The organism is Rhizobium oryzihabitans (assembly GCF_010669145.1).
Lineage (GTDB): Bacteria > Pseudomonadota > Alphaproteobacteria > Rhizobiales > Rhizobiaceae > Agrobacterium > Agrobacterium oryzihabitans.
This window is the reverse complement of sequence record NZ_CP048635.1, coordinates 340822-353294: the sequence shown is the minus strand read 5'-3', so window position 1 is coordinate 353294 and position 12473 is coordinate 340822. Positions and strand designations below refer to the sequence as shown.

8 protein-coding genes and 1 pseudogene are annotated in these 12473 nt (G+C 57.4%); 3 read left to right on the top strand and 6 right to left on the bottom strand.

Translation table 11 applies throughout. The annotated features are described in order from the left end of the window. The first annotated feature begins 99 nt into the window (after positions 1-99). Together G3A56_RS18350 and G3A56_RS18345 are read left to right on the top strand one after the other, a co-directional pair. Complete coding sequence (locus tag G3A56_RS18350; RefSeq protein ID WP_082185748.1) at positions 100-1386, top strand: polysaccharide biosynthesis/export family protein; 1287 nt, start codon at positions 100-102, stop codon at positions 1384-1386. A gap of 7 nt (positions 1387-1393) precedes the next feature. Beyond that, a complete protein-coding gene (locus G3A56_RS18345) occupies positions 1394-2704 on the top strand; it encodes an O-antigen ligase family protein (protein WP_082185749.1) in 1311 nt (436 codons plus the stop codon). 77 nt (positions 2705-2781) lie between these two features. Here G3A56_RS18345 and G3A56_RS18340 read toward each other — a convergent pair whose 3' ends face one another. The 5 genes and pseudogenes from G3A56_RS18340 to G3A56_RS18320 form a co-directional block, all read right to left on the bottom strand. Continuing rightward, positions 2782-3276 carry a hypothetical protein gene (locus G3A56_RS18340; RefSeq protein ID WP_003500669.1) on the bottom strand — a complete coding sequence of 165 codons (495 nt, stop codon included), beginning with the start codon at positions 3274-3276 and terminating at the stop codon, positions 2782-2784. A gap of 85 nt (positions 3277-3361) precedes the next feature. Then, positions 3362-4719, bottom strand: a pseudogene (locus G3A56_RS18335) (HlyD family type I secretion periplasmic adaptor subunit). Positions 4720-4727: 8 nt separating this feature from the next. Continuing rightward, positions 4728-6929, bottom strand: a complete 2202-nt coding sequence (locus tag G3A56_RS18330; RefSeq protein ID WP_082185750.1) for a type I secretion system permease/ATPase — start codon at positions 6927-6929, stop codon at positions 4728-4730. Positions 6930-7007: 78 nt separating this feature from the next. Continuing rightward, positions 7008-9026, bottom strand: coding sequence for a hypothetical protein (locus G3A56_RS18325; RefSeq protein WP_082185751.1), 2019 nt, complete (start codon positions 9024-9026; stop codon positions 7008-7010). Positions 9027-9178: 152 nt separating this feature from the next. Then, on the bottom strand, positions 9179-10147 hold the full coding sequence (locus tag G3A56_RS18320; protein ID WP_003500675.1) for a hypothetical protein: 969 nt from the start codon (positions 10145-10147) through the stop codon (positions 9179-9181). Positions 10148-11056: 909 nt separating this feature from the next. Between G3A56_RS18320 and G3A56_RS18315 the strand changes: the two genes are divergently transcribed. Next, a complete protein-coding gene (locus tag G3A56_RS18315; RefSeq protein WP_035243558.1) occupies positions 11057-11827 on the top strand; it encodes a helix-turn-helix domain-containing protein in 771 nt (256 codons plus the stop codon). 57 nt (positions 11828-11884) lie between these two features. Here G3A56_RS18315 and G3A56_RS18310 read toward each other — a convergent pair whose 3' ends face one another. Beyond that, complete coding sequence (locus G3A56_RS18310) at positions 11885-12235, bottom strand: hypothetical protein (RefSeq protein ID WP_003500681.1); 351 nt, start codon at positions 12233-12235, stop codon at positions 11885-11887. Between the last annotated feature and the right edge of the window lie 238 nt (positions 12236-12473).

The window sequence follows — 12473 nt, the reverse complement described above, 5'->3', positions numbered from 1 at the left end:
ATCATACTGGCCGCTTTTGCGGCGCTGCGCAACCGGCACCGTCCGGTTGCTCTATCGCCTGATCGCCCGCGTGGCGATCCGCAAACAGGGAGTTTCCCGATGAACGGCCTTTTCGCCGCCTCCAATCGTCCGCTTGCCAAAAAGACGGCCGGACAGACCCTCACCGCACTTTTGCTTGCCGCAACCGTCGCTTTCGGCGCGCCGCTTTCCGCAATGGCTGCTGACGGTGGCCAGTACAAGCTCGGCACAGCCGACAAGCTGCGCATTCGCGTCGCCGAATGGCAACCGGCCGATGGCAGCATCCGCAACTGGGATGTCATCAATGGCGACTATTCCGTCGGTCCCTCGGGCTCCTTGTCTCTGCCCTTCATCGGCCAGCTGGAGGTGGCGGGGAAAACACCATCTGAAGTCAGCGAGGCGATCGGCGCCCAGCTTCAGAGCAAGTTTGCCCTTCGCAACCTGCCATCGGCCTCCGTCGAAATCGCCCAGTTCCGGCCGATCTTTTTGAGCGGCGACGTGCAGACGCCGGGCGAATATCCATACGCCGCCAATCTGACAGTGCTGAAGGCCGTCAGCCTCGCCGGCGGCTTAAGGCGCTCTGATGCAGGCCAGCGTTTCGCCCGTGACTTCATCAATGCGCGCGGCGATGCCGCGGTCTATGACAACCAGCGGGCAAGGCTGCTCGCCCGTCAGGCGCGTCTCGTTGCCGAGGTCAAGGGTGATACGACCATTGCCAAGACGCCGGAAATGGAAAAGATTACCGAGATCGATACGCTTCTCGCGAGCGAAAGCGCGCTGATGAAGTCCCGGACCGAGCGATATACGCTTCAGCTCAAGGCGTTGACGGATCTGCATGCGCTGTTGCAGAGCGAAGTCGAATCCCTGAACAAGAAATCGGAAACACAGAACCGCCAGCTCCAGCTTGCCAATGAGGACCGCGACCGCGTCAACCGGCTGAACGAGCAGGGGCTTGCCCTGTCGCAGCGGCGTATTTCTGCGGAAGAACGGGCGGCGGAGGTGGAATCCACCCTGCTCGATATCGATACGCAGTCGCTGCGCGCTAAGCAGGACATCAACAAGGCGACGCAGGACGAGATCAACCTGCGCAACGACTGGGTGGCGCAGCGCTCCAAGGAATTGCAGGATACGGAAGCGGAACTCGACAAGCTCAATCTGCAGCTGACCACCAGCCGCGAATTGATGTCGGAGGCGCTGGCGCAATCTGCCGAGGCGATCCGTTTCGACCCATCGGGAAAATCCGCGACCATCAGCTACGTCGTGGTGCGTGAGGAAAACGGCAAGCCGAAGGAAGTGAAGGTGGATGAAAATGCCATGCTTCAGCCAGGCGACGTCATCAAGGTCTCGTCCGAAATCCTGATGCAGTGAGGTTTCCATGCGGATCGCCAAATCGGCGCTGATCGATCCCGAACGCAATGAAGTCTACGGAATGGCGGCAATCACGCTGTCATTCTTCGTTTTCGCCTATTCGTCGCGTTTCGGGCAAATATCGGTTCTCGCCTATTATGGCATGTGGTTGCCGCTGGTGGTGGTCAACTACCGGCAGGTGCTCGGCAATTATCCGCGTTATCTGTGGATCTTCGCCTTCGGCATACTGACCGTGCTGTCCAGCTTCTGGTCTGAAGCGGCATCGGTGACCATGCGCGCCTCCATCCAGTACATGACGCATATCGTCTGCGCGCTCATTGCCATGCGGGTGATTTCCATCCGCACACTGACGCGTGGCGCGTTGATCGGCATCGCCGTGGTGCTGCTGTATTCGCTGCTGTTCGGCATCTATCTCTTCGATGCGCTTGATGGCACCTATAGTTTCGTCGGCGCGTTCTCATCGAAGAACCAGCTTGGCTTTTATGCCTCGCTCGGCGTCATTTTTGCTGCCTCTTCCGTCCTGGTCCTCAAACAAAGGGGCATCTGGCTGCCGATTGCGGGTGTCACCGGGCTTTTATCGGCCTATAGCCTCATCGCGTCGCAATCGGCCACATCCGCCATCACAACGGCCGCCGTGGTCGCCCTCATCATCGGCTTCATCCCAATCGGCATGCTTTCACCCGCCAACCGCAAGATGACCTTTTTCGCGCTTGGCGGTCTTGGCGCATTGCTGGTTGTTGCCTCCCTGCAATTCGGCCTACTCGATGCCATTCTCGGCATTTTCGGCAAGGATTCGACGCTGACCGGCCGTACCTATCTGTGGCAGCAGGGCATAGAAGCGGCGAAACAGACGCCCATTCTCGGTGTCGGCTATCAGGGTTTCTGGGTGGTGGGTTTTGCCGATGCCGAACGTTTGTGGAACGACTTCTTCATCACGGGCCGCAGCGGCTTCCACTTCCACAACACCTATATCGAAACGGTGGTGGAGAACGGCATCGTCGGCATGGTCCTGCTCGGCATGGTGCTTTATGGCACGCTGCTTGGCCATCTGCGCTCGGTCCTGATGCGAAAGAGCGATCCGCAGGGCGTCATTCTCTTCGCCATTTGCGCGCTCTTTGTCGTTCGCTCCTTCGTGGAGATCGATATCATTTTCCCGTATCAGATCGGCTCGTTCCTGCTCTATTTCGCGGCCGGAAAACTGTGCCTTCCGGCGAAAGCTGCGCGGGGCAGCGTGCACCTGACGGGCGTTCTTGGCGGTTTCTCTCATCGTCATTCCCGCCTTGAGGCTGAATCCAGCCAGCCCAAGTCGTCGGGCTGAAACAACTCGTCTTCGCCGCGCGGACGCGCGTCGGCTACATCCCGGCCCAAGGGCGCAATGACGGAGAAGAGGTGGTTCTAAAGATAGTCCGCCGAGACATGCGGGCTGGCGTGGATGAAGCTCCACATATCCTTGCTGACCTCGACAATATCCGCGATCGACTTTTCGAGGTGCTCGATTTCCTTCTCGTCCATGCGTTCGACCTTGCCGTAACGAACCTTGCTGTCGTCCTCCACCAGCCGCATCAGCTGGGTGCTGGCGATTTCGCCCTTTTCGTCGAAGGAATAGATGCAATGATTGTATTTGTTGCGCGTCTTCGCTTCTTTTTTCAGCCGCGCCATGATGGAGAGAATGGTCTTGCGGTCCTTCGCGTCCGTGGACGGAAGCTTCGCCAGGCGCTCAATGAGATCCATGCGCGCCCGCGTGGTGTTGAGCGTCAGAAACACCACGATGGCCGCTTCCTTCTCCACTTTCAGGAGATGGACGATCAGATAGATCATCAGGCTTTCGGTGTTGGTCCACACGTAATTCAGCCTGCCGACCAGCAGCAATACATCCGACATTGCCGCCATGCTGCTTCTCCCGCCCCAACGAAATACATTGAGCCATCATATGCTGATTGCTGCGGAAAAGACAGTCTAGGTTACTGATATTTATTCATCTTTCCTTGAAGGCGCGGGACATGCTGTCAGAGATCGGCTTGGTCAGATATTCGAAGAAGGTGCGTTCCGACGTCTGGATCAGAACGTCGGCCGGCATGCCGGGCACGGGGTGGAAATTATGAACCTTGGCGATCTCTTCGTCGGGAACCTGCACGCGCACGATATAGACGTCCTTCACCTGCAGGCCGGCATTTTCTTCGATACTGTCGGCGGAGACGTAGAAGACCTTGCCGTTCAGAACCGGTGTCGTGCGGCGGTTCAGCGCCGAGAGACGGATCGCGGCGGTCTGGCCTTCATGCAGCTGGTCGATCGAGGTTCTGAGAACCTGTGCCTCAAGGATCAGGGGAACATGAGCGGGCAGGATTTCCATGATCGGCTTGCCGGTGGTGATGACGCCGCCTGGCGTGTGATAATAGGCGCGCACAACGGTGCCGTTGACGGGGAGCGGATGACGGTGCGTTCCAGCACTTCGGCGGCACCGCGAACCTGCTCGCGCACGCTGTCGAGATCGGACTCAGCCGTTTCGAGCGCGTCGAGCGCGGCCTGCTTGTTGGCGTTGACGGCGATGACAGCTTCCTGCTTGAACTTGGCGATTTCCGCCTCGCTCTGGTTCATTTCGCCAGTCAGGCGGGCGATATCACCCATGGCATCGGCAATGGCGCGCTCCAGCGCCAGCATGTCGGTCTTGCGGATAACGCCGTCCTTGGCGAGCTTTTCCTTGGAGTCACGCTCTTGTGTCAGAAGCGCCAGCTGCCGGTCGAAGGACTGTTTTTGTCCATCATAGCCGGTATAGCGGAATTCCAGCGACCGGATGTTCTTGTCGATCAGGTTCAGCTGTTCCTCAAGTTTTATGAGCTTGCTGTGGAACACGATGTTCTGGCTCTGGATGATTGAGTTGATATCCGGATCGCCGGCTTCCTTCATGACGATGTCAGGCACCTTGAAGCTTTTTTCGCCCTGTGCCTCGGCGCGCAGGCGCACCACGATGGTTTCCAGGCGAAGCCGCCGCAGCTGCAACATGCGCTCATTGGCAAGTGCCGTTGTCTTGTCGAGCGTCAGGAGAACGTCACCTTCCTTGACGGTATCGCCCTCGCTCACCATCATTTCCTTGATGATGCCGCCTTCCAGATGCTGGACGACCTTGTTGTTACCGGTGGCGACGAAGCTGCCCTGGGCGATAATGGCGGAAGAGAGCGGGGCGGTGCCGGCCCAGAATCCGAAGCCGCCGAAGGAGGCGAGCAACACCGCAAGACCGATGGAACTATGCAGGCGGATGGAGCGTGGCACCTCGCTGTACCATTCAAGCTGGCCCTGGGGTTTGACTTCGACGATGGCGTTTTTCTTCTTGAACATGACGATCCTCAACCCTCGATCTGCGGGGACTGGCTGCTCGGGCGGCCATTGCCGGACAACGCTTTCAGCACATCCATTCTTTCGCCGAACATGGCGACCGATCCGTCTTTCAGCACCATGATCTTGTCGACGCATTGCAAAAGCGCCGGACGCTGGGTGATGGTGACGGTGGTGATGCCCTGTTTCTTTGCGTGCAGCAGCGCCTTGGCCAGTGCCTGTTCGCCCTGCGTGTCGAGATTTGAGTTGGGTTCGTCCAGCACCACGAATTTGGGATCACCGAAGAAGGCGCGGGCAAGTGCGATGCGCTGTTTCTGCCCACCGGAAAGCGGTGCGCCATCGGCGGCGACCACGGTTTCATAACCCTGTGGAAAGCCCGCGATCAGCTCGTGCACATCGGCCAGCACCGCTGCCTCATAGATCTGCCGGTCCTCGATATCGTCGCGCATGCGGCAGATATTGGCCTTGATGGTGCCCGGGAAAAGCTGCACGTCCTGTGGCAGATAACCGATGCTTTCACCGAATTGCCGCTGGTCCCAGTTGCGCAGGTCCATGAGGTCGAGGCGGACATTGCCTGACGTGGGGAGGATGGAGCCGACCAGCATCTTGCCAAGCGTCGTCTTGCCTGAGCCGGAATTACCGATGATGGCGAGCGATTCCCCCTTTTTCAGCGAAAAGGAAATGCCGTTCAGGATCACCTTCTTCTGCGGCGGCGGCACGAAGAGGATACGCTCCACATCCAGGCGTCCTTCCGGGTTGGGCAGGCGCAGGCGTGGGAAGTTTAGCGGCGAGCTGATGAGAAGCTGCTTGATGCGGCCATAGGAGGCTGCGGATTTGTTGAACTGGTGCCAGCCTTCGATCGCCCCTTCGATGGGCGCAAGGGCACGGCCGGAAATGATGGATGCTGCGATCACCATGCCGCCGGTCAGTTCGCCGGACAGCGACAGATGGGCACCCCAGCCCAGAAGCGCGACCTGGGTGATCATGCGGGCGGCCTTGGAGACGCCGGAGAACATGATGTTGCGATCCTGCGCCGCCACATGCGACTTCAGCGATCCGGCCGTTTCGCGGCCCCACATCTTCACCGCTTCGGGGATCATTGCCAGCGCATTGATGATCTGCGAGTTGCGCGACATGGAATCGAGATGGAAATTGGCGCGGCTCAGATAGCCGGAAGCTTCGGCAAATTGTCTCGCGGTAAAGCGCTGGTTCAGCCAGGCAATGATGAACAGCACCGCGCAGCAGACCATGATGATGATGCCGAGATGCGGATGGACGAGATAAACCACCACGATGAAGAGCGGCATCAGCGGCGCGTCGAGGAAGGCGATCAAGGTGCCGGAGGTGAGGAAGGAGCGCAGTTGCTGCAAATCCTGCAGGATCTGGTAGTCCTTGCCGCTGCCATGCAGGGAGGCGCGGGCGGCGGCCGAAAGGATGGGCGCACCAAGCTGGACTTCAAGCTCGACGGCGGTGCGCATCAGGATGAAGCGGCGAATGGCGTCCATGAAAGCCTGCAGCAGAACCGCGCCGAGCACGGCGACGGTCAGCATTATCAGCGTATCCATCGAGCGGCTGGTCAGCACCCGGTCCGATATCTGGAAAAGATAAAGCGGAATGGCGAGCAGCAGGATGTTGATGGCGATGGTAAACAGCATCACCACCACCATGTTGCGGCGTACGGCGGCAATACCCTTGGCGAGACTTGCGGCGAAATTGATCGGCTCGCTGCGCTTGTGGAACCCGCTCTGGCTTCCGCCGCCGCCGCCACCGCCGCCGCCATTATCCGTCGGCTCCTTGCCGTTGCCGCCACCACCCGTCACCGGCCGGCGCTCGTTTTCCCGGATAGGCCCGTCATTATTGTCGATGGTCTTGACGAAGGGCAGGTCGGTATTGTCGACTTTCGCTTGGGGTTCGAGCGGGGAGGCGGGCTGCGGATCCTGTTGCGGAGCCGGTCTTTCCGGCGGAACGTCGCGCAATTGCGCCGGTTGTTCCGTTCTCGCCAGCGGTTGGGAAAGAGTTCGTGGGGGAGCAGCCTCCTGGGAGGAGGGAGTGTTTTTCGCCTGTTCTGCGCCGGATAATTGGCGAAGGTTCTCAACGGCTTCGTTGATGGCCGAAATGCAGGCATCGGTTAGCTTGCTGTCTTCCGCATCCTGATCCAGCGGCAAATCCAGCGAGCGCCCGTCGGCAATGGTTTTTCTTGAAATATGATCCATTTTTTATCGGTCCCCTGGTGATCTTGCGGTAACTGCGGTTTCGGCGGGACGTGGGTTTCCCGTCCCGCTTGCCAAAACCTAGGCAGTGACCCCCTGCATGACGTCGGCCGAATGCGCGTTCGACCATGACAGGTCGTGACCGGCATTGATGACGCCATCGGATTCGTTCTGGATGGTGGCGGGATCATCGTGAAGAAAGGCGATGACCTCGTTCGCCAGTTGGCCGGGCTGAGCCGGATGCGACGTATCGTTTTCGATAATGCCGCCCTGAATGAGGATGGCATCGGAATAAAGGCCGCCGGCAACATAGGTGGTGGAGCCGAAGCTGTCGTAGTCGACGATCTGGGCGAGATTGACGACAGCGTTGCTGCCGGTGTCGATATGGACGGTCGCATCCTGGTTGTTTTCCAGAACCTTGGCCGCGGCCTGGGTCACATCGTCGGAATCACCCAGCACGCTCACCTGTTTGATGATGCTGACGTCGTAAAGATTGCCGGTGATGTAGAGAACATTCAGCCCCTGATAGCCGGCAAAGTTGGCGTCGTGGGCGAGCGCTTCCGGCATGTTCGGGTCACGCTGGTTGATCGCGTTCACCGTCTGGTTCATGTAGTCGGGCATGGCTTCGAAACGATCATTGCTGCCGACATTGTGGATGGAAGCATCGTTCCACAGAAGGTTATTGCCGGATTGGATCGTCGCGCCATCAGGCGCATCGGGATTGGCGCGGGCCCAGTCATTGTCGTAAAGCACGGCGATCTGGCTGATCAGGTTCATGTCCAGCACATTGCCGCCGACGATGATCAGATCATATTGCATGCCGATGCCGAGGAAATTGGCGATGTTCAGGGCAGCGTTGCCGCCTGTCAGCAGGCTGACGCTGGAGCCCGCCGTGGTGATTGTCATCGTGTCGTTGTCACTGATGAACTGATATTGCTCGATCCAGTGCACGAAGGATACGTCCCCCTCCAGCACGCTGACGCGCCAGGCGGTGGGGAATATCGGCGTTTCACCCGTATCATGGCTGTCGGCCGCGTTCTCTGCGCCGGGATAGACGGTGCGCTCGAAGCTGGCGATGTTGTACGCAGCCGTTGCCGCCTGATCTTCGGAATGGGTGAAGACGGACGAAATCTCGTCCCGATCGCTATAGATATAGGCCTGGGTGATCGCGTCGATCTGGTGATAGTCACCCATGACGGCGGTGACGGAGGTCATGACGCCGGTATTGACCAGCGTGGCGACATTGGCGACGATGTTGGCGCCTGCGGCCACATCGATGCTGTTGCCGGCGGGGCTGTCCTCATGCAGCGAAACGTTGCTCTTTTCCGGCTCTTCCGCTGGCTTGGCAATGCCGCGATCCGGCATGAAGTCGTCGAGCATCGGCTTGTCGTAGGAAACCGCGCCATTGATATAAAGGCCATTGATATCGTTGCCAGCCAGGACGAAATCCTGATCCGCCCCGGTGCCGAGCGAGGTGACGTCGTTTTCGCGGGCATGGTCGATGTAATCATGTGCGGATTTGGCGAGCGCCTGCAATGCATCGTAGCTGTCAGTGCGCTGGAAAGTGGAAAAGGGCGTGAAGACGGCCGCTTCATTGTAGAACTCGACGGTGCGCTCGGTCACGAAGGTCGTGTCGCGCGCCACATTGGGGCCGTCCGTCATGTTCACATAGTCATCGTCCTGAAGAATATTGACCTGCGTGACATGAGCGGCAACAGAGCCGGGGCCGGTGTGAACCACCAGTTCGCGTTCTCCCTCGAAGGAAACACGGCCGGGAAAGCGGAAATGCGCGCCGGAAATATCGACCGGTATGGCATTTGCAAGCTGCTGCATGTCGTATTCGACAGCGCGCGCGAAATGCGGCCGCATGTAATCGAAATCATAATGGCCGGAACGATATTTGACGCCGGGATCGTAATCTTCAAGCGGAACGTCGTAATTCTTGTCGAGCAGCCGTGCCGCTTCATCGTCGGGCAAGTGGTCCGGATTGGACTGGGCCGGGCCTTCGCTATAATTGGTTCTCAGACGCGCATCCTCGACCTCGGTATCGAACAGGCCGATGAAATGCGCAATCATGTCGGAAATCTTGTCGATATGCATTGGAGGTCCCTCCCTGATCATCGCGGCAGGGCCTGAGCGTTGCGGACGGCACCCGTCTCACAGGCGGTGCTTCGTTTTCGCGCAAACCGGTCCTTTAACCGCGAACTGCACCGGCGGATGCCGGTGCAGCTCTTTTCGTCAAGAGGTGGTTATCAGGAGTGATCCTCACCGACATCCGATACATGCGAGTTGCCGCCTGTGATCGTGACGTCAACGGCATTGGAGAGCATGTTGGCGCCCTGCACCAGTTCCAGATGGAAGCCGGAATTTGCAAGGATTGCCGATGCATCTGCAGTGCTGGTACCTGCGGCGTCGTCGCCGGCCTTGAGGTCCCATCCCTTGCCGTCCATGCCTTCGGCGCCGTAAGCGTCACCGGCATTGGCGTTCAGGTGGTTCTGGGCGCCACCGTTGTCCATCTTGATATCCCAGGCCTGATCCTGATCCGCCAGGTGGTTGGCCTGCACAAGGCTGAAGCCCGTGTCGTTACCGTCGCCGTTAAGCGAGCTGTTGAGGATATTGTCGACGTCGAGTGTGAAGGAGAAGTCGTCACCCAGGTTGAAGGTGAGGTCTCCGCCGGCGATGCCGAGATTGCCGACATCCTTGACGCCGGAGATGTTACCGAAGTCGTCATCCGACTTGTAGTAGCTGTCTGCGGAGTTGAAGCTGTCGGAGGTCGTCGTGGTCTTGGTGGAGGTGTCGTTGTCGGAATAGGAGAATGTTTTGGTGTCCGTATCCGTGACCGTCTTCACATTGGTATCATTGTCGCTGTACGACTTGCTTTCATAGCTCCAGTCGTAGTCGACCTTGATATCGGTGTTGGTTTCGGTGCTCGTCTTGGTGGTCGTGTCGTTGTCGCTATACGACTTGCTGTCGTAGCTCCAGTCATAGTCGTTGTCGCGATTGTCACCGTTGTTGGCGGCTACATCAATCTTGGCGTCAACATCCACATTGGTGCTGTGATCGCTGTTGTCGTTGTTGCGGTTTTCACCATTTGCGGTGCCGACGTTGCTGTCTTCCACCTTGGCGTCATTGGTCGAGGTGTTGGCGAAACCATCGGAAAGCGCGCCGATCTTGGTGATGTCGTCGTCGCTACCGCCGGATGACTTTGGATCATAACCCATTTTTATTTCCTCCGAAAAAGCTCGGAGCAGCTTTCGAAATCCCTCTCATCTTAAATGGGATTTTTTCGCGCTTGCTCCGTGTTGCACAAAGATTGATGTTTTGCAGATGTACTCGTTACGCATCACCTGCGGTTTGGCATTGGCCCGTGACCGGGCTCTTTTCGTTCAGCCCCTGTGCGCTACTCGGTAAAAAGGCGCACAAATCCGTTCCTCGCTCCAATGGGGAGCGCGGTGGCTTTCGTCTTTTCGTTTTCATGTTTCTTGAAAAGGAACCGGCGTCTGCAAACACACGTCAAAGGCCGGGGTTGTCTTTCCATCGATCGCCGTTTCAGCGACGGTCAGACTGTGCAGCAGAAAAATTGCCGTTCCTAGATATCAATTCGGGTTAAACATATCGGCGCTTTCACCCCGATTATATATGTCAGAGGGTGGGCAACGGGGTGCATTTCGCCGGCTTGGCCGGAAATAATGCGGCTTTGACAGCCGGCAGCGGCTTTTTCGAAAAACATGGTTTATTTCGGTGAGAAAAGTCCTGCATCCCGAAATGGCACATTCTCCAGCGTCGCTTGGCGGGGAGGTATGTAAAGGGATTTCAACTAAAAGTTATATTTTCCCGGATTGCAAAACCGCAGCGAAAGCTTTTTCGATGTGTTTGTTTTTCCAGCGTTTCCGGGATCAGTGATTCTGTCATTGCGTAACCTATTTTGTACGTCAATTGTAAAAAATAACCCGTTTGGGCCATTTATTTACACAGCTTTTCGTATTAGCCTCCTTAATTAACGGGTAATTAATGATAGTTGACATGGCTTGAGGCGGGGATTGCCCCATAAGTTTTCAGGGGCCGCTTCAGCAAACAGCAGACGACACAACCAAAAGACCGTAATGCGTAAGCGCTTTAGGGAGGCGTCAATGTTCATGGGAACTTCAGATTATGCGGCAAAACCAAGTGGTGCCGTTGCTCCTATAAATGGAACTTTATTAATCATAGCGGATCCGGACCTGTTTTCCGAGTGCCTCGTAGAGGCGTTGGGCAAAAAGTTCCCCACATTCGCCGTGGTGAGCGTCACGTCGTCGGCAACGATTGACGATGATTACGGCGCGAATGTCCGGTTGGTCCTGCCATACCGCATATCGTCGGAGCGGCTTCATGGCGTTCTTTCAGCCGTCCGCGAAAAACATCCGGACGCGCCGATCGCACTCGTCGTTGAAACCATCGAGAAGTTCGAAGAGTCGCTGAAGCAGCTGGTGGGGACGCGCATTATAGATGGCGTGCTGCCGCTCAATCTGCGGCTCGACGTCTTCATGGCGGCCGTTGACCTGCTCATGAAGGGCGGAGAGCATTTTCCGGCAGCTCTTCTCGGCAAGCTCACACCTTATTCCCAGGCCGTTCATGGCAAAAGCGTTCAAAGCAGCGCCGTGATCGCCAATCGTGCCGACGCCCTCTCTGCCAGCAGAAGCGAGATATCCGCGCTGACGACGCGCGAGGTTCAAATTCTCGACCTGCTGTGCAAGGGAACGCAAAACAAAATCATCGCGGACCGGCTTCATCTGTCGGAAAACACTGTGAAAGTACACGTCCGCAACATCTACAAGAAGATGCACGTCCGTAACCGCACGGAGGCGGCGTCACGGTTCTTTAATAAGGACGAAGACGCGGCCTTTTCCGGCTGGAGAAACTGAACGTCAGGCAGCGAAGGTTACCGGGCGCCAGTTTCAATCAGGTTTTCTTGCCGAGGCTCAGGGCCTCAGGAAACAACGGGACTTCTGACCAAATCCGCTCGGTGAGCAGATATAGGGAGAGGAACCGGAATAGGACGGCCGCGATATGGAGGGCGTCCCGGACGACGCGTCGGCAACAAGCGTCACTGCTGCATTGCCTGTCTTGTCGTAACCGTAGGAGGTCCTGGCCGGAGCAACCCGCGTCTTCATCGTGGCCGTATTCGCAGATGCGGTCTTGATGAGAACGGCGTCTTCGACCACGGAGCATGAAGCAGTGGCGAAGGTGAAAGCCGCAAGTGCTGTGGCAACAAGTGCGAAGTGACGGCGGCGAGCTGCTTTGCCGCTATGGGAATAAGGCATTTCATTCATCGTGTATGTCCCCTGAAACCGACTGTCTGTCGCATCTCGCCGGGCGGTTTTGTCCCGGTGGACCGAGCCTTACAAAACCAGGATAGTCCCGACTGGTTGAGCGAAGCTTGCGCTAATGCTCAATAAGAAAGGCATAATGGAGGCATAGTTAAAAAGTATTAAATCAAGGGCTGATTTGAGTAGTGAAGGGTAATCAATTGTAATATTTCGACAAAATGAAGTTGACCTGTTTTTCGCC

What these genes read in the sequence shown, in the direction of transcription:
- G3A56_RS18350 (WP_082185748.1), top strand. Translation starts at nt 100, where the DNA reads ATGAACGGCCTTTTCGCCGCCTCCAATCGTCCGCTTGCCAAAAAGACG.
- G3A56_RS18345 (WP_082185749.1), top strand. Translation starts at nt 1,394, where the DNA reads ATGCGGATCGCCAAATCGGCGCTGATCGATCCCGAACGCAATGAAGTC.
- G3A56_RS18340 (WP_003500669.1), bottom strand. Translation starts at nt 3,276, where the DNA reads ATGGCGGCAATGTCGGATGTATTGCTGCTGGTCGGCAGGCTGAATTAC.
- G3A56_RS18330 (WP_082185750.1), bottom strand. Translation starts at nt 6,929, where the DNA reads ATGGATCATATTTCAAGAAAAACCATTGCCGACGGGCGCTCGCTGGAT.
- G3A56_RS18325 (WP_082185751.1), bottom strand. Translation starts at nt 9,026, where the DNA reads ATGCATATCGACAAGATTTCCGACATGATTGCGCATTTCATCGGCCTG.
- G3A56_RS18320 (WP_003500675.1), bottom strand. Translation starts at nt 10,147, where the DNA reads ATGGGTTATGATCCAAAGTCATCCGGCGGTAGCGACGACGACATCACC.
- G3A56_RS18315 (WP_035243558.1), top strand. Translation starts at nt 11,057, where the DNA reads ATGTTCATGGGAACTTCAGATTATGCGGCAAAACCAAGTGGTGCCGTT.
- G3A56_RS18310 (WP_003500681.1), bottom strand. Translation starts at nt 12,235, where the DNA reads ATGAATGAAATGCCTTATTCCCATAGCGGCAAAGCAGCTCGCCGCCGT.